Source organism: Testudinibacter aquarius, from assembly GCF_004342725.1.
Taxonomy (GTDB): domain Bacteria; phylum Pseudomonadota; class Gammaproteobacteria; order Enterobacterales; family Pasteurellaceae; genus Chelonobacter; species Chelonobacter aquarius.
The window spans coordinates 51,105-68,457 of the sequence record NZ_SMCP01000011.1; the positions used below are offsets into that span (position 1 = coordinate 51,105).

14 protein-coding genes and 1 pseudogene are annotated in these 17,353 nt (G+C 43.4%); 10 read left to right on the top strand and 5 right to left on the bottom strand.

Annotated elements, in window-relative coordinates:
- Positions 1-12: 12 nt before the first annotated feature.
- On the bottom strand, positions 13-1,365 hold the full coding sequence (gene melA, locus EDC16_RS10775; RefSeq protein ID WP_132967863.1) for an alpha-glucosidase/alpha-galactosidase: 1,353 nt from the start codon (positions 1,363-1,365) through the stop codon (positions 13-15).
- Positions 1,366-1,602: 237 nt separating this feature from the next.
- Here melA and melR point away from each other — a divergent pair, with 237 nt between their 5' ends.
- Positions 1,603-2,604 (top strand): transcriptional regulator MelR, encoded by a 1,002-nt coding sequence (melR, locus tag EDC16_RS10780; RefSeq protein WP_132967864.1) that lies wholly within the window; start codon positions 1,603-1,605, stop codon positions 2,602-2,604.
- Between the two features lie 66 nt (positions 2,605-2,670).
- Here melR and iolB read toward each other — a convergent pair whose 3' ends face one another.
- Positions 2,671-3,492: a 5-deoxy-glucuronate isomerase gene (gene iolB / locus EDC16_RS10785; RefSeq protein ID WP_132967865.1), complete on the bottom strand. Its 822-nt coding sequence runs from the start codon at positions 3,490-3,492 to the stop codon at positions 2,671-2,673.
- 222 nt (positions 3,493-3,714) lie between these two features.
- On the opposite strand from iolB, the gene EDC16_RS10790 reads away from it, so the two are divergent.
- The 9 genes from EDC16_RS10790 (at position 3,715) to EDC16_RS10830 (ending at position 14,337) form a co-directional block, all read left to right on the top strand.
- Positions 3,715-5,229 carry a CoA-acylating methylmalonate-semialdehyde dehydrogenase gene (locus tag EDC16_RS10790; protein WP_132967866.1) on the top strand — a complete coding sequence of 505 codons (1,515 nt, stop codon included), beginning with the start codon at positions 3,715-3,717 and terminating at the stop codon, positions 5,227-5,229.
- A gap of 294 nt (positions 5,230-5,523) precedes the next feature.
- Complete coding sequence (locus EDC16_RS10795; RefSeq protein WP_132967867.1) at positions 5,524-6,657, top strand: Gfo/Idh/MocA family protein; 1,134 nt, start codon at positions 5,524-5,526, stop codon at positions 6,655-6,657.
- Positions 6,658-6,981: 324 nt separating this feature from the next.
- Positions 6,982-7,911 carry a substrate-binding domain-containing protein gene (locus EDC16_RS10800; RefSeq protein WP_132967868.1) on the top strand — a complete coding sequence of 310 codons (930 nt, stop codon included), beginning with the start codon at positions 6,982-6,984 and terminating at the stop codon, positions 7,909-7,911.
- A 54-nt stretch (positions 7,912-7,965) separates the two neighbouring features.
- A complete protein-coding gene (locus EDC16_RS10805) occupies positions 7,966-9,504 on the top strand; it encodes a sugar ABC transporter ATP-binding protein (protein ID WP_132967869.1) in 1,539 nt (512 codons plus the stop codon).
- A 27-nt stretch (positions 9,505-9,531) separates the two neighbouring features.
- Complete coding sequence (locus tag EDC16_RS10810; RefSeq protein WP_132967870.1) at positions 9,532-10,560, top strand: ABC transporter permease; 1,029 nt, start codon at positions 9,532-9,534, stop codon at positions 10,558-10,560.
- 444 nt (positions 10,561-11,004) lie between these two features.
- Entirely contained in the window at positions 11,005-11,718 is a 714-nt protein-coding gene (locus EDC16_RS10815) for a helix-turn-helix transcriptional regulator (protein WP_132967871.1), read from the top strand.
- 10 nt (positions 11,719-11,728) lie between these two features.
- Complete coding sequence (locus EDC16_RS10820) at positions 11,729-12,685, top strand: sugar phosphate isomerase/epimerase family protein (RefSeq protein WP_132967872.1); 957 nt, start codon at positions 11,729-11,731, stop codon at positions 12,683-12,685.
- Between the two features lie 9 nt (positions 12,686-12,694).
- The gene (locus EDC16_RS10825; protein WP_132967873.1) at positions 12,695-13,081 is read left to right on the top strand and encodes a RidA family protein; all 387 of its coding nucleotides are present in this window, start codon (positions 12,695-12,697) and stop codon (positions 13,079-13,081) included.
- A gap of 2 nt (positions 13,082-13,083) precedes the next feature.
- Positions 13,084-14,337 carry an MFS transporter gene (locus EDC16_RS10830; RefSeq protein WP_132967874.1) on the top strand — a complete coding sequence of 418 codons (1,254 nt, stop codon included), beginning with the start codon at positions 13,084-13,086 and terminating at the stop codon, positions 14,335-14,337.
- A 420-nt stretch (positions 14,338-14,757) separates the two neighbouring features.
- Here EDC16_RS10830 and EDC16_RS12940 read toward each other — a convergent pair.
- The 3 genes and pseudogenes from EDC16_RS12940 to iolG all read right to left on the bottom strand — a co-directional run.
- Positions 14,758-15,003 (bottom strand): annotated as a pseudogene (locus tag EDC16_RS12940) (IS1/IS1595 family N-terminal zinc-binding domain-containing protein); the annotation flags it as partial.
- A gap of 116 nt (positions 15,004-15,119) precedes the next feature.
- A complete protein-coding gene (locus EDC16_RS10835) occupies positions 15,120-16,076 on the bottom strand; it encodes a helix-turn-helix domain-containing protein (RefSeq protein WP_132967875.1) in 957 nt (318 codons plus the stop codon).
- Between the two features lie 262 nt (positions 16,077-16,338).
- On the bottom strand, positions 16,339-17,352 hold the full coding sequence (gene iolG / locus EDC16_RS10840; RefSeq protein ID WP_132967876.1) for an inositol 2-dehydrogenase: 1,014 nt from the start codon (positions 17,350-17,352) through the stop codon (positions 16,339-16,341).
- Between the last annotated feature and the right edge of the window lies 1 nt (position 17,353).

A 17,353-nucleotide genomic window follows, 5' to 3' on the forward strand; every position in this document is an offset into this window, starting at 1 on the left:
AATGTCAGGTGATTAACGGTAGATCCATTGCGGCATCCAGTCTTTATGAGCCACCAACAACTCATCAACTAAGCTGTAAATTTCCTCTAGCCCCAAAGCTGCGGCAGTGTGTGGATCGAGCATTGCCGCGTGATAAATACGATCACGATTTTCGGTCAAAATGGCTTCGGTGGTGAGCCGTTGTACATTAATATTCGTCTGCATTAATGCGGCTAAATGGTTCGGCAATGTGCCGACTTTGGTTGGTTGAATACCGTTGGCATCGACCAAGCAAGCCACTTCAACACAACACCCTTGCGGCAAATTATCAATAAGTGCGGTATTTTGCACATTGCCATAAATCACACTCGGAGCGCCAGTCCAGATAGAATTAATAATCGTGCTGGCATACTCTCTCGACTCCGGCATTTGAATGCTGTCGGTCTGCTTGTATTTTGCAAGATCACTTTTCCAAGCCGCGATTTGTTCAACGCAACGTTTCGGATATTCATCCAATGGCACTTTGTAGCGCTCGATTAAGTCGGGACGATTTGGCTTAATGAAATATGGCGTGTATTCGGCAAAGTGCTCGGAAGATTCAGTAACGAAATAACCTAATTTTTTCAGCATTTCGTAGCGGACAAGGTTATTACAGCGCGGGTTATGATCGATGCGCGGTTTTGGTGCCGTGCCTTGTTCAAATGCGTTTAACAGATCAGGATAAATGCTGGCGTAACTGCCGTCCGATAAGCTTTTTTCCAGATTTAAGTAAAATGCCATATGGTTGATACCGGCGCAGGTGTAGCGCAAATCGTCCGGATTCAGATCTAAATCGTGAGCCAACTCCTCGGCGGTTCCCTGCACTGAATGACAAAGCCCGACCTGTTTGATGTGTGGGTATTTTTCATACATCGCCCAGGTGTTCATCGCCATCGGGTTAACATAGTTCAGCATGGTGGCATTTGGGCAAACTTCAGTCATATCTTCACAAATTTGCCATAAGTGCGGTATGGTGCGCAGCGCACGCATAATTCCGCCAACGCCGAGCGTATCGGCAATGGTTTGTTCCAGACCGTATTTTTTACAGATCTCAAAATCGGTGACGGTACAAGGCTCATAGCCGCCAATTTGAAATGCCACCACCACAAAATCCGCATCACGCAGTGCCTCTTTTTGATTGGTGTAACATTCGATGCTGCCATTTGCTCCGGCAGATCGCATCAATTTATCGATCACAAACTGTGATTCCTGCAAACGCGTTTGATCAATATCCATCAGTGCAATTTTTGCCTGTTTCAAAGCCGGTTTGTGGAAAACATCACTCAGAATATTTTTCACAAAAATGGTTGAGCCGGCGCCGATAAAGGTAATTTTAGGTGCATTCATGAGTATTTACTCCTTTGATAGTGGTGAGTCTGTCATTTGAATTCGATCTTCATCATCGCATTGCACACCAAAAGAAGTCGCTTCGAATTATCGGATAAAATTCCTGAAAGCTCATTTTTCTGGATCATCACGACATAATCTGAAGTTTCAGGATTATTTGGCGGAAAAATACTATTTTACATAGGATAAAAATGCTAGCCTTAATCGAAATGAAGAGGGATTTTAGAGTGATAGCCAATGAAAAAAACGATATTACAAACAGTACGCTTTAAAGCGGTGGACGGCAATACCTTTGGTAGCGAAAGCATTAGCCCGTTGGCACTTTATTCGGATAACCAGCCGTTAAGAGTGAATCTGCAATATCCACCGGCCGCCATGCCGGGCTATCACTGGCACGGTCATATGGAGATCAATATTCCGTTTGATGACGATGTGGACTATATTTTTAACGGCCACAACGTCACGATAAAGGCAAACCATATCACCTTATTTTGGGCTTCGGTTCCGCATCGTGTGGTCGATTGCCGACAATGTAAGGCAATGGCGGTGTTAGATGTGCCAGTGCATCTGTTTCTGTCTTGGCCGCTGCCGCAAGATTTAATCAACCACATTACTCACGGCATGATTATCCAGTCGTTGAATCCAGATCTCGTCAGCCAATTTGAAGTGGCACGTTGGGAAAAAGAGTTAAAAATGCCCGCCTTGAGCCGCCAGCAGCTGGTTTATGATGAAATCGAATTGATGATAAAACGGATCGCCTTGGACGGTTGGCAATTGCTGTTGGAAAAAGTGTATGAGCCGAATGGCCAACAAAAAGCGTCTAAACACACTCAGCATTATGTCAGCTTAATGCTCGACCACATTGCCAGCCATTACAGCAAATCTTTAACCGTGAACGATGTGGCAACTGCTGTCGGGTTAAATACCAATTATGCGATGGGGCTGTTCCAGAGTGTTATGCAGCTGACGATTAAGCAATACATCACCATGATGCGAATTAACCACACCAAAGCGTTGTTAAGCGACACCGACAAAACCATGTTGGATATTTCATTAACTGCCGGGTTCAATTCGATTAGTCGGTTTTATGATAATTTTCAAAAATATACCGGATTTTCGCCAACTCATTACCGCAAAATGATTCGCTCTAATGATAAATGGTTGGCGCAGGGATTTAACCCGACCGAGCAACCGAAAAAAGGAGCGAGTAACGGGGAGGACTTAATTGCGAGGGTTTAGTTTTTTAAAAAATAGTGAGCGGCTAAAAGTTAGCCGCTCAGCTTATGCAAAAAAACAGAAGCGTAATTACTTAAACTTCCGCGCATACTCTTCACTGTTGATCCATTGGTGATCCTGCTCCCAGCTGAAACGCCATTTGCGCACCGGACCTGCCATCACATTCAAGTAATAGTTGTTATAGCCGGCGATGGTTGCCACCGGGTGGTAGCCTTTCGGTACTTTGACCACATCGCCATCGTAAACCGCCATACATTCGTCCAATGTGTGGTCGTCGGTATAAACCCGTTGCAGGCAGAAGCCCTGTTGCGGCTCGAAGCGGTGGTAGTAAGTTTCTTCCAGATAAGTTTCGGTTTCCGAATTTTTCTGATCATGTTTATGGCTCGGAAACGAACTGGTATTGCCTTCGTCAGTAAACACTTCGACCACCAATAAACTGTCGGCAGCTTCAGTTTCCGGCAAGATATTGTGCACCAAGCGTTGATTGTTGCCGAAGCCACGTTTTTCCACGCCGACATCTTGCGGTTTAATCACCCGAATCGGTAAGTTGCCATTGCTAGGCGCACGGCAAATGGCCAGCTCCACCTCAGTATCAGCAATTACTCGCACCTGTTTATGATGCGGCACATACAGTGAATACGGTGGAATCCGTTCAAAAGGCGAAGTGCGGTTACCCAGATGTTCAAAAATTTTGGCATCGACCGCAAATGAAGCGTAGCCGGACACCACCACAAAACAGATTTCGGTGTTACCACTCTCGATTTCCTGTGCCGCTCCGGCGGATAAATGCAGCAGTTCGAAACCGACATATTCCCAATTGGCGTTTTGCGGGGTGATTTGTTGACGAAAGCCGTTATTAATGGCGTTGGATTTGGACAGTAATGGGCTCATGACTAACCTCTGTTTTAGCGTCTGTGGTTCTTTTAAGCAAAAGTATAAGCGACAATCGGCTTTTGCTGAATCAGATCTTTTGCAAGATTCTACTTGGATCACAAAAAATGAAATAAAAATTTCATTTTTGGCGGTTTTCGATTGAAAAAAATATTTCATAGGGGTATTGTATCCGTGAAATATGCCTTAATTGTCATCAGCCGATTTGTATCGAGGAGAAATATGAGCCAGTTTATTCCAAATTTTATCAATGGCAAAACCGTTGAAAGTCAAAGCGCCCGTTTAACACCGGTGTTCAATCCGGCGACCGGTGAGCAAACCAAACAAGTCAAATTGAGTACCGCAACTGAAGTGGATTCCGCGATTGCCGCAGCCCAAGCCGCTTATGCTGATTGGTCGCAGCAGTCTCCGCTACGTCGCGCTCGAATTTTGTTTAAGTTCAAAGAATTACTGGAAGCTAATTTTGATGAGCTAGCCAAATTGATCACCAGTGAACACGGCAAAATCTATTCCGATTCAATCGGTGAATTAACCCGTGGTCTGGAAGTGGTGGAATTTGCCACCGGGATACCGCACTTGTTGAAAGGCGAGTTCTCCGCCAATGTCGGGCGCGGTATTGATACCCATTCGGTGATGCAGCCGTTGGGCGTAGTCGCTGGGATCACTCCGTTCAACTTCCCGGCGATGGTGCCGATGTGGATGTTCCCGATTGCGTTGGCATGCGGTAATACTTTCGTGTTGAAGCCGTCGGAAAAAGATCCGTCGTTGTCAATTCGTTTGGCAGAGTTGTTGCAACAAGCCGGTTTACCTGACGGCGTGTTTAACGTGGTGCAGGGCGATAAAGAAGCAGTGGATATTTTGTTGCGTGACCCACGCATTCAAGCCGTCAGCTTTGTCGGTTCAACCCCGATTGCCCAATATATCTACGAAGTCGGTTCGGCGCACGGCAAGCGAGTACAGGCATTGGGCGGCGCCAAAAACCACGCCTTGATCATGCCGGATGCGGACATTGAAATGACGGCGAATGCGTTGCTGGGGGCGGCTTTCGGCGCTGCCGGCGAACGTTGCATGGCGCTATCGGTTGCGGTCACCATTGACGATGCCGTAGCCGATGCGATTGTCAATAACCTAAAACCAAAAGTAGAAGCGTTGCGTATCGGTCCGGGTGTGTTGCCGGAAGGACAGAAAGAAAACGATATGGGGCCGTTGATCTCAAAACCGCACTTGGAAAAAGTGTCAAGCTATGTTGATCAAGGTGTAGCCGCTGGGGCAACGCTCGTCGTGGACGGACGTAATTACAAAGTTGCCGGGCATGAAAACGGCTATTTTATCGGTGGCAGTCTTTTCGATCATGTCACAACCGAGATGAGCATCTATCAAGAAGAGATTTTTGGACCGGTATTATGTGTGGTCAGAGCCAAAGATTATGCCAGTGCAATCAAACTGATCAACGATCACCAATACGGCAACGGCAGTGCAATTTTCACCAGTGACGGTGACGCCGCCAGACAATACAGCCAAGATGTACAAGCCGGCATGGTCGGGATTAATGTGCCGATTCCGGTGCCGATTGCTTACCATTGCTTTGGCGGTTGGAAAGCCTCGATTTTCGGTGCATTGAATGTATACGGCCCTGATGGTGTGCGTTTCTACACTCGCATGAAAACCATCACCAGCCGCTGGCCGAATCACAATGTGCGGGAGCAAGGGGCGGCATTTAGTATGCCGACATTGTGACCATTTACGATTGGTACAACTAAGATACAACATAAGAGGGCGGATTGAATATCCACTTCAGATTATTGATAAAGATATTTGATGAGGCAAAGTAGGGGCGGATTATATATCCGCCCGTTTGCGAAGTGTGGCATAAGCGCTTAATCAATAAAGGAAAAATACAAAGTGCGGTTCGGGCGGATATATAATCCGCCCCTACTTTTACAATATCAATCGTGTGTTTTAACCTTTGTCAGCAATCTAGGGCAAATTGAATATCCGCCTTTTTTAAAGCGATAAATGTAAGGAGAACACATGGATACCGTCAGAATAGGACTTATCGGCACAGGTTATATCGGGCGCTGCCACGCAATTGCCTATGCTCAGGCACCAACCGTTTTTAATTTACAGGGCAAGTTAGTGCTGGAATATCTAGCAGAAATCACCCCGGAGCTGGCAGCACAAAAAGCGCAGGAATTTGGTTTTAAACGTTCTACCGGTGATTGGCGCGATGTGGTGCGTGACCCGAATGTGGATGTTGTGGATATTTGCACACCCAATTTTTTGCACCGCGAGATTGCGCTCGAAGCCATCAAACACGGCAAACATGTGTATTCGGAAAAGCCGTTGGCACTGACCGCACTTGAAGCCAAAGAGATGTATGATGCCGCCACCGAAGCCGGAATTAAAACGTTGGTCGGGTTTAACTATATGAAAAATCCCACCAGCCAACTGGCAAGGGAGATTATTCGCAACGGCGAAATCGGCGAAGTTATCCACTTTTACGGCACTCACAATGAAGACTATTTAGCCAACCCGGACACCCCGATCGATTGGCACTGTTATCGGGCAAAAGCCGGCTTGGGTGCGTTGGGTGATATTGGCGCGCACATTGTCAATATGGCGCAATATTTGCTGGACGAAGACATTGTCAGCGTCAATGGCGATCTGCAAACCGTGATCAAACAGCGCCCTGATCCGCAAGATCGAAGCAAGCTGATCCAGGTTGAAAATGAAGATCAGGCAAGTAGTCTGTTGCGTTTTGCCAATGGGGTGATGGGTACGATTGAAACCTCAAGAATCGCCTGCGGACGCAAAATGGGCTTAACTTATGTAGTGACCGGTACCAAAGGCAGCATCAGCTATACCCAAGAACGAATGGCGGAATTGAAGCTGTATCTACATGACGATAACCCGGCACGTCAAGGCTTTAAAACCCTGCTCACCGGACCGCTGCACCCTGACTACAAACCGTTTTGTGTCAGCGCCGGACATGGCATTGGCTTTAACGATCAAAAAACCGTTGAGGTACGCGATTTAATCCTTGGCTTAACCGAAGACAAACCGATGTGGCCTGATTTTGAGGAAGGCTATAAAGTGTCGCGAGTCTTGGAAGCCATTGCCAAATCCGCAGCAACCAAAACATGGGTTGATGTCTATTCTGAATAGACACAACTGTCAAATTTCGGCAGATCATAGACAATTTTTATGATCTGCTTAACAAAATTGAAACAAATTTTCCAATATTATTGACAGCATTTCAGGTAATGCTATTCTTCACTTCGAAATGAACCAAACATTTCAAACATTAGAAATTATTGATTTTTTATTCTAAATTAAATAAATCGCCCTTTAACGTCGTATCCGAAACCACCTGTCTTTTCACAACTGTTTAGTCAAAGCCAGGCAGTTTCAGCTTTAAATACCATGACGTAGCTATGATTGATGTTTCTAATCGTATTATGTCACGTCCAAATATTATGAGGTGAATATATGAAAACAAGTCGTAAATTAGCCCTTTCTTTGTTAACGCTTGGCTTAGCGTTTAATGTTTATGCAAAAGATGAATTGGTAGTTTTCAGCCTGCCGAACTTATCTAGTCCATTTGAAGTGCAACTCTCCAAATCCGCAATGAATACCGCTAAAGAATTACAAGTCAATTTACAAGTTCTCGACGGGCAAAGCAGCTCCACCAAGCAAGCCGCCGACTTGGAAAATGCAATTACCAAAGGCGCAAAAGGGATTATCATCGCCCCTAACGATGTCAATGCGATTGCCGCTGCGGTGGAAGAAATTATCGACGAAAAAATTCCAACCGCAACGTTGGATCGTAAAGTACAAAGCAGTCAGCCAATACCGCACTTTGGTGCCAATAACTACACCGGTGGACAAGAAATCGCTAACGTTGTGAAAGGAAAATTCCCGGATGGTGCGAATATCATTTTGCTGACCGGACAGCCGGGCTCCAGTTCCAATATCGAACGGATGAACGGTATTCGTGACGGATTAAAAGACGGCAAATACAACATTCTGGTCGATCAAACTGGCAACTGGTTACGTTCTGAAGGATTACGGATCATTGAGAGTGTGCTGCCGACCTTAAAACAAAAACCGGACGTGATTTTGGCCGCTAACGATGATATGGCATTAGGCGCCATCGAAGCATTAAATGGTTTAGGTTATAAAGCCGGTGATATTTTGGTAACTGGATTTGATGCCGGCCCAGAAGCTTTGTCTCGTATTAAAGAAGGCTGGTTATATGCCACCGCCGATCAACGCCCAAGCTATGCGGTCAAAACCGCACTTGAACAAGTCGTCACCAAAGCGCGCGGCGGCGCTGAAGTAAAAGGGCTAGACTTCGCTCCGACGGTGATTACGCAAAGTAACTTAAATGATGCAGAGCGAATCGGAGAAGTAAAATAAATCAATTCCCGGCTGCAATATTCAGCATATTGCAGCCGGATCTGAGAGGTCTATATGTCAGCCCCTTTATTAAAAGTCCAGAATCTTACTAAAAGTTTTTCCGGCATCTTGGCACTGAACGGTGTGCAATTACAGGTTGCTGCCGGTGAGGTTCATGCCTTGTTGGGTGAAAACGGTGCCGGAAAATCCACCTTGCTGAAAGCCTTGTCCGGCGCACAGCCGCAAACCAGTGGCGAGATCATTTTCAATGGTAAAACCTTGGATATCAACGACAGCCCGCACGCGCGACAACTGCAAGGCATCGTCACCATTTATCAAGAATTCAATCTGTTGCCAAATATGACGGTAGCGGAGAATTTTTTTCTTGGGCGCGAACCATTAACCAAAGGCATCTTTGTTGATCGCAAAAATCTCGAACAAGAAGCCAAAATGGTGCTGGATAATCTCAAACTCAATATCTCACCCAATGCACAGGTGGCGCAATTGAGCGTCGCACAACAACAAATGGTTGAAATTGCCCGTGCTTTAACCTTGAATGCCAAACTGATTATCATGGACGAACCCTCTGCAGCATTGAGCGATAAAGAGGTGGAAACCCTGCATCAAATTGTGCGTGATCTAAAATCCCGTGGGGTCAGTATTATTTATGTTACCCACCGCCTCAACGAAGTGTTTGCGCTGTGCGATCGTTTCACCGTCTTCCAAGACGGCAAGTATACCGGTGAAGGCAACGTTGCCGAAACCAATGTAGATGAAATTATCCGCATGATGGTCGGTCGTAATGTCATCTTCAACCGCCGCCCGTCAAGTGAAACCCAACATAAAGATAAACCGGTGGTGCTATCCGTCCGTTATCTAAAAAAAGAAAAACCACAAATGGATCCACACGGTATTGCGCTGCACGATGTCAGTTTCGATATTCATCAAGGCGAAGTGTTGGGAATTGCCGGACTGGTCGGGGCAGGGCGAACCGAAATTGCGCGTTGCCTGTTTGGCGCTGATCACTATCAATCGGGCGAAATCACCCTCAACGGCAAATCTTATCATGCCAACTCTCCTTTGGAAGCATTGGATCTGGGCGTTGCGCTGGTGCCGGAAGACCGTAAAAAAGAGGGACTGGTACTCGGCTTACCGATTCGCACCAATATGACGCTTTCCAATTTAAAAAATCTGCTCACCATGAAATGGTTTGTGAATGAGAACCGTGAAACAGATTTGATCGAATCCTATCGTCAAGCACTCAGTATCAAAATGGCAAGCGCCTCATTGGAAGCGCGCAAACTGTCCGGCGGAAATCAACAGAAAATTATTCTTGCCCGCTGTATGTCATTAAATCCAAAAGTATTAATTGTTGATGAACCGACGCGCGGCATTGATGTCGGCGCAAAATCCGAAGTGCATCAAGTGTTGTTTGATATGGCTAAAAAAGGCGTTGCCGTGCTAGTGATCTCTTCCGATTTACCGGAAATCATGGCGATTTCTGACCGGATTATTACCCTTTCGGAAGGAAAAGTGACCGGTGAGATCCACGGTGATGATGCAACCGAAGAAAAATTGATGTCAATGATGGCGATCGGTGTAAACCGGCATTAAACAGGCTTGTAAGATAAGGAAAGTATTATGTTTGAGAATATGCTAAAAAATTTAGGGATTGTGGACGAAAACGGTAAAAAAGACCCGATTGCCTTTTTCGAGCGGTTTGGAGTGCTGGTTTTTCTAGTGTTTTTGATTATCTTTTTCCAATTCCAAAACAGTGCGTTTTTATCCGAACGCAATATCTTTAACATCCTGACCGAAGTGTCGATTTTCGGCATCATGGCGGTTGGTATGACCTTCGTGATTTTAACTGCCGGGATTGACCTTTCCGTCGGCTCCGTGCTGGCGGTGTGTGCAATTTTTGCCGCTCATGTGATTAAAGGCGATAACACCGTCACCGTCGAACCCGGTGCTTGGGGCGGCATGAGCTGGCTGATCGGCTTGGGGATCTGTTTGGCGATGGGAACCTTTATCGGCTGGCTGCATGGCTTAGGCGTGACCAAATTGAAAATTCCACCGTTTATCGTCACCTTAGGCGGTATGACCATTTGGCGTGGTCTGACCTTGGTAATTAATGATGGTGCGCCAATCGCCGGTTTTGACCAAGGCTACCGCTGGTGGGGACGCGGCGATCTGCTAGGAGTGCCGGTGCCGGTGGTGATCTTTGCCATTGTCGCCATTCTCGGCTATATTGCGCTACACAAAACCCGCTGGGGACGCTATGTCTATTCCGTCGGCGGCAACCCGGAAGCCGCACGCTTGGCCGGCGTCAACATCAACCGCACTTTGATCAGCGTCTATGTGGTCATTGGAGCACTGGCAGGTCTGGCCGGTTTTATCTTAAGCGCCCGCTTAGGCAGCGCCGAATCTGTTGCCGGAGTAGCATTTGAACTACGGGTTATCGCTTCCGTGGTCATCGGCGGCACCTCTCTGATGGGCGGCTATGGCCGCATCACCGGCACCATCTTCGGCTCGATTATCATGGGTGTCCTGATCAACGGATTAGTACTAATGGACGTCTCCGCCTACTACCAACAAATCATCATGGGGGCAATTATTATCCTCGCAGTATCGTTTGATACTTATGCAAAAAGCCGGAGAGGGGCGGTTTAGTTAGCCTGAGTTTAGGGTCTGTTGATCTTTGTTTATAATTTGAGCTATAGACTATTTTTCGCCACTCTTTTTGCAAATAAATAAGGCAAAAGTTGTGAAGTTTAGTCATTCTAAACGAGCAGCTTTTAACGCCGTAGTGGCGAAAAATAGCCATAGTCCTACGGATTGTGTTTAAAATATAAACAAAGATCAACAGACCCTAATATTCTAAAGCATTAGAAAAGCCGAATCGGAATCAATATTTCTATTCGGCTTTTTCTTATTTTTATTTCATCTTATAGCCGTTTAACAATCTCACCGTAGTTTTACACTTACCCCTTGTATCTTCACACACCTATTCTTCGATCATGATCACAAAATCAATTAAAGTTGATTGTATAAAGATACAAAATCAACTTTAATTGATTTTATGATTTTTTAATAAAAAATATTTGAGTACGTAACATGGTAAAACTAAATCAAACACGGGATTTTCCAACACTAACCTATCCTTTAACGCTGGTTGATAAACAAATTCTGCGTTCGCAGGAACCGGTTTTGACGATGCTAAAAAATCTATTGGGAAACGATTGCGAAGTGGTGCTGCACTCTTTAGCCGATTTGCAATGCTCGGTGATCAAGATAGTGAATTCCCATTTGACCGATAGAGCGGTCGGTGCGCCTATCACCAGCACCGCCTTAAATATGCTGAAACAGATGACGGAAGAAAAAACATTTGTGACTGATGCCTATTTTACCCATGCTAAAAACGGACAAAAAATGCGCTCTATCACTCAAGCCGTATTGGGTGAAAACGATCGCATTATCGGCTTGCTCTGTGTCAATTTAAGCCTCGATACCCCATTACACGATTTTATGTCTTTTTTGTTGAGTACAAATACGACTCAAGTGCAATCAGCGACAGTCAATGAAATTAAAAATGGGGAACTATTTGCAGAAAATATCGACGATTTATTCAATCAGACGGCTGAAAAAGTGATCGACAGAATCAGTCATGATCCGACTATCGGTGTAAATAATAAAAATAAACTGATTATCACCGAGCTTTACCAGCAGGGGCTATTCGAATTGAAGGGGGCAACCAAAGTGATTGCCAATTTATTGGGCATTTCAACCCACACCGTATATTTACACTTACGCAATTGTTCCGACACATAAGGAGTTAACAATGAAATTCGGATTAGAAACAGAATCTTGCCATCTCCTTTTTCAGCATCGAAAAATGGACGTTTTTGCTTTCATTAAAAAAACGTGGCAACTAGGTTTGGATGGTGTAGAGCTGAATATTATTCCTGATCTGAATCTTCATCCACAATTTGGTGTGCTTGATAGCGATCAGAAGACCTATCTACACCGAGTTAGAGAAACCATTGAAAAGTATAATCTTTATTGTGAAATAGATACCCGATTTTGTGATACGGAAAGTTTAGCACCGGCATTGAAAATTGCCAATGAACTGGGAGCCGATGTGGTGCGAACCTATGTCAGCAGCGGTAAATTTAACTCGCAACGTATGGCAAAAGCACCAACTCAACTCAAAGCTATCGTACCTTTACTCAAAAAATATCGTATTAAATTAGCATTGGAAAACCATGAACACGAAACATCACAAGAAATTATCCACATTATCGAAGCGGTAAACAGCCAATGGGTCGGCGCACATTGCGATATCGGTAATTCTATGATGGCGTGGGAGGATCCGGTTGAAGCGGTCAAAGCACTGGCGCCTTATACCTATTCCACCCATTTTAAAGATCACATCGTGATCGTGCATGATGATACTCCAGTTGTATGCGGCGTACCTATCGGGCAGGGAAGCATCAACATTGATCAATGTTTTAAAATTTTACTGGAAGATTCGCCGATTACACATATCAATATCGAAAATTGCTATCCCTATTGCGCCAATTTTGCACGCCCGAAAGGTACGGGAGGCATGGATACTTTTAGCGGTGCTTTTCAAATCAAACCGCCCCCTTTTGCAGAGAGTTTAATCAAACCTTTAGATTACTATTATCCTCACAAAATTTCTTCACAAGCACTGGCAATCCTTACTCAAGCACAACTGGACGGGCTGAAAACCTCAATTGATGCCCTATATGACTTAAAACAAAAATATTGTTAAGGAAAAATAATGAAACAGACTATCCACACTGCACTTGCGCCATCGGCGATCGGACCTTATGTACAAGCCGTAAGAGTTAAGGACTGGCTATATATTTCAGGTTGCATACCGATTACAGCAGACACCAACAACATGGTTGCTGGCGCTATTGAAGAACAGACCCGTCAAGCGCTAAAAAATCTGGATGCTATTTTAACAGCGGCCGGCGGCTGTAAAAAAGACATTGTAAAAACAACCTGCTTTTTAACAGATATTGAGCGGTTTAATTCGTTTAATCAAATCTATTCGGATTACTTTGAGAATGAGTATCCTGCCCGCTCCTGCGTTGAAGTTTCACGTTTGCCTAAAGACGCACTCGTCGAAATAGAAGCAGTCGCTTATCTCGGGAGAGCGTAATTATGAACAGAACAACTGGATTATTTGCTAACAAATGGGTACAACTCGGCTTTTTGGTACTGGGTGGCGGTACAATTTATAAACTTTCTAGCATTAAAGATGTTTTCTATGTGCCGATGCAGCAAGATTGGGGGTTGAGCAATACCGAAATCGGCTTAGGTTTCACTTTTTATGCTATTGTACAGACAATCGGCTATTTTTTCTCGATGTATCTCGCCGATCGTTTTTCAAAAAAATATTTGCTGCCGGCAGGACTGTTGGGGGTTGCGGCTTGCGGACTTTACCTATCCACGCTTCCTACATTTACCGGCTATGTTTTTGCGTTTGCCGGGCTGGCTTTTTTTGGAGAAGTCGTCTATTGGCCGGTGCTACTCAAAGCGGTACGGTTACTCGGCACAAAAGAGGAGCAAGGCAGATTATTCGGCTTTTTAGAGGCCGGACGAGGCGTTGTCGATGTGATTGTCGCTTTCGGCGCCTTGGGTATCTTTGTCTTGTTCGGTGAAGGCAAAGCCGGTATGCAAGCAGGTATTCTCTATTATACGCTGATGACCGCACTTGTTGGTGTTATAACCTATTTCTTAGTTGGTGACGAAGATCATATTAAAGTCACTGAAAAAGATAAATCTGCCAATGCAAAAGTTTTCAGTGGTATTCTATATGTGATTAAAGATGTTAATACTTGGCTCGCCGCGTTTGTTATTTTCTTTGTGTATTCTTCCTATACCGGCCTAACTTATTTTATCCCATTCTTAAAAGATATTTACGGTTTACCGGTCGCATTAGTCGGTGCTTACGGCATTATCAACCAATACGGTTTAAAAATGATTGGCGGACCGCTAGGCGGCTTTTTATCGGATAAAATATTCCATTCTCCGTTAAGATATTTGCAAACTGCATTTATCGTGGCTTTTGTCAGTATGATCCTTTTTATTCAATTACCGCATGAATCGATGAGTGTTTATCTCGGTATGACGGCAACATTAGGCTTCGGTGCAATCATTTTTACGCAAAGAGCGGTCTTTTTTGCCCCAATGGAAGAGATCGGTGTACCAAGAGAATATGCCGGTTCTTCTATGGCATTAGGCTGCTTAATCGGTTATATGCCGTCAATGTTCGGCTATACGCTATACGGTTATATGCTTGATAATTATCCTGGTATTACCGGCTACAATAACGTTTTTTATATTATGTCCGCGTTCAGTTTGCTTGGATTTGGCTGTGCGACGATTTTGATCCGCCGTATGAGAAGAGCATAATAATTAGCATAGTAGCAACTGTATTCCTCTAATAAACGAATATACCGCACTTATTAGTAAATAATAAGTGCGGTATATGTTAATCAATAGGGTCTGTTGGTTGTTGGTGTTTGTTTATATTTTAAATAGTTGAAATGCTAGATGAGAGGCTAGAAAAGACAAAGCCCATAGCTTGCTATGGGCTTATTTACATACTAAAGGTACACAATAAAACCAAATAATTTTGGCTCGAATGCTCCTCGATAGCTGTTATGATAACAACTAAAGTTTTATAAGTAAAGCACTACTATAGAAAAAGAACTTGTGAAAAGTAAAAATTTGATGAATACAGTCTCCTTGGCTAGACTAGCTTATTATGAGGAATACCTAAACTGTATCAGTAATAAAGAAAAATTATCTGCTTATTTTGCATATCAAGATTTATCCAGTAGTTTTTTCCCTATTATTCAAATGCTTGAAATTGCTTTGCGTAATAAAATTCATCATGAATAACGTGACATCCATAATTAGATTCAACATCTTTACTTGTGGCTCATTAACGCTTGTGTCACAAATTTGGGCGGAGTTTAATGATTTCTTAAACGTAAAAATGCGTTGGCAATCGCTGCATTTATATCTCTGAATACCGATTTTGAATCCGTATTTATGGTAAGCGTGGCTACTGCAAAAAGGGCACTTTTTTAGTCATTTTTATAAAACTCACTCAAAGCCTTATACTGTAAGGCTTTAAGCAAGTTTTGACCAACCTTTTTGTCTACTATGCCTACATGTATAATATTAAATTAGACACTTAAATCTTGTTCATTAATTTGAAAATCTTTAATATCCAATTTTTTTACAATAGCAGGTAGCACTTGATGAATTAACCGCATTCCTTGTAGTAATTCGTTCATATAAATATCAGGATGAATCATATCATTATTAAATCCCAAGCTTTCTCGCTCTGCTTGGTGACCTATTGTGTTATGATCATCAGATACTAAATTCATTAATTCAGCTTTCAATGGGATATTAGCTAGAAAAGCTTTATGTTTAATAGCATTTATCCATTTTCGATACTGTGTTGTTGTTTTAAATTTAAACTCTAAAAAATTAGGTGCTATAGTTTCCGAGATATCTATTTTACATACTGCCAAATCAATCAAACAACTTTCAATTTGGCTTAGCTCGTCAAAAAATTCCATGTCATCATTAAACATTAATTGATCAATATAAGCTGCATAAAACCCATAAATATCATTCAATGCTAGAAATGTTTGATAGATTATATTTGTTAATGAATTTTCTTCTATGCCATCTATTAAGTTAAAGTAAATATCATCATCTCCAGACATAATATTATTATAATCAAGTAGAAATTGGTGAGGAAAAGATTTAGGAATCTCTATACCAATCTCTTTTAAAATTCGAAACATATATGAACTTAATATTTCTAATTCATCTTGCAATGGTATCGTATTATACCCCGTCTCAGCTTGCTCCTCTGCTAACTCGGCAATAAAGTGGATAAGTCTATCCCAATTTCTAGCATTCTCTATTGAACCAACAAGTAAAATGAAACTTGGGTCAAGATTATCTATTTCTAGTATTTTTTTTAGCTTTTCCTCTGATTCAAACGACATATATTCGCCTTTTTTCCATTTACTAATCTGAGTAGGCGACACAGCTAATTTACCTGCAAGCTCTTTCTGAGTGCAGGAGAGTAAGTCTAATGCTAATGTAATTAAATCATTGCTCATATGTTTTCCTCATTTATTTAGTAAATATAAAAATAATTTACTAAATTATAGTCTTTCTGTTGTATATGACAAGAAGTTTTTGCATTATTTGCAATAATAAAGGAGGAATAAATTTATCTATTTGATTTAAAATTAATTTTTATTTTGATGAATTTGGAGTTTTATAGCATTAGAAGAGAGTGATTTATAGAAATTTCGCCTTCTTGAGCGTAGAATGCTACATTTCTCAAGAAAGCGAATCAATGTGGTTTAAATTTTTAATCTATTGACCAACCTCACTAATCTTAACCGGTCTGCCCTCTTCCATCGATTTTTTCGCAGCCAGTGCAATCAAAACAGGTTGTAGGCCGTCGTCGCCGTTGACGACGGTTGGTTTGTCATTGACCACGGAATCGACAAAGCAGGAGATTTCATCGGCGAATGACTGCATATAACGTTCGAGGAAGAAATACTTCGGTTTTTCCGCTACCACGCCCTGTTCACCGGAGAAAACCGCACTTGAGCCGGTGTCGTTGCTGATTTGAATCGCACCTTTTGAACCGAATACTTCGGCACGTTGATCGTAGCCGTAAACCGCTTTGCGGCTGTTGTCGATCACACCGATTGCGCCGTTGGCCAATTTCAAGGTGATGACGGCGGTATCGATGTCACCGGCTTTGCCGATTTCCGGGTTAACCAACACGCTGCCGACCGCAAACACTTCGGTGACATTGCTGCCGGAAAGATAGCGGATCATATCGAAATCGTGAATTGTCATGTCAAAGAACATGCCACCGGAGACTTTAACGTATTCGATCGGTGGCGCATCCGGATCGCGTGAGGTCACTTTGATAATATGCGGCTCGCCAATGTCGCCGGCGACAACACGATCTTTAATCGCTTTAAAGTTGTGATCGAAGCGGCGGTTGAAGCCCACTTGGAATTTCACCCCGGCTTTTTCTACCGCTGCCAACACTTGCTTAATTCTGCCCACATCGGCATCAATCGGTTTTTCACAGAAAATGTGTTTACCGGCTTGCGCGGCTTCGATCGAAATCGGGGCATGGGTATTAGTGGAAGAGCAAACTAACACCGCATCAATTTCCGGATCTTGCAGAATTTGTTTGTAGTCGTCATAGACATGCGCAATACCCATCGATTTCGCCCAAGCTTGTAGCTCTTCGGTGACTTTAATGTCGGAAATCGCTTTAATTTCCGCGCCTTTGACATATTTGCTGATACTTTCTGAATGCACACGTCCGATACGGCCTGCGCCGATAATACCTACTTTAATCATC

What these genes read in the sequence shown, in the direction of transcription:
- melA (WP_132967863.1), bottom strand. Translation starts at nt 1,365, where the DNA reads ATGAATGCACCTAAAATTACCTTTATCGGCGCCGGCTCAACCATTTTT.
- melR (WP_132967864.1), top strand. Translation starts at nt 1,603, where the DNA reads ATGAAAAAAACGATATTACAAACAGTACGCTTTAAAGCGGTGGACGGC.
- iolB (WP_132967865.1), bottom strand. Translation starts at nt 3,492, where the DNA reads ATGAGCCCATTACTGTCCAAATCCAACGCCATTAATAACGGCTTTCGT.
- EDC16_RS10790 (WP_132967866.1), top strand. Translation starts at nt 3,715, where the DNA reads ATGAGCCAGTTTATTCCAAATTTTATCAATGGCAAAACCGTTGAAAGT.
- EDC16_RS10795 (WP_132967867.1), top strand. Translation starts at nt 5,524, where the DNA reads ATGGATACCGTCAGAATAGGACTTATCGGCACAGGTTATATCGGGCGC.
- EDC16_RS10800 (WP_132967868.1), top strand. Translation starts at nt 6,982, where the DNA reads ATGAAAACAAGTCGTAAATTAGCCCTTTCTTTGTTAACGCTTGGCTTA.
- EDC16_RS10805 (WP_132967869.1), top strand. Translation starts at nt 7,966, where the DNA reads ATGTCAGCCCCTTTATTAAAAGTCCAGAATCTTACTAAAAGTTTTTCC.
- EDC16_RS10810 (WP_132967870.1), top strand. Translation starts at nt 9,532, where the DNA reads ATGTTTGAGAATATGCTAAAAAATTTAGGGATTGTGGACGAAAACGGT.
- EDC16_RS10815 (WP_132967871.1), top strand. Translation starts at nt 11,005, where the DNA reads ATGGTAAAACTAAATCAAACACGGGATTTTCCAACACTAACCTATCCT.
- EDC16_RS10820 (WP_132967872.1), top strand. Translation starts at nt 11,729, where the DNA reads ATGAAATTCGGATTAGAAACAGAATCTTGCCATCTCCTTTTTCAGCAT.
- EDC16_RS10825 (WP_132967873.1), top strand. Translation starts at nt 12,695, where the DNA reads ATGAAACAGACTATCCACACTGCACTTGCGCCATCGGCGATCGGACCT.
- EDC16_RS10830 (WP_132967874.1), top strand. Translation starts at nt 13,084, where the DNA reads ATGAACAGAACAACTGGATTATTTGCTAACAAATGGGTACAACTCGGC.
- EDC16_RS10835 (WP_132967875.1), bottom strand. Translation starts at nt 16,076, where the DNA reads ATGAGCAATGATTTAATTACATTAGCATTAGACTTACTCTCCTGCACT.
- iolG (WP_132967876.1), bottom strand. Translation starts at nt 17,352, where the DNA reads ATGATTAAAGTAGGTATTATCGGCGCAGGCCGTATCGGACGTGTGCAT.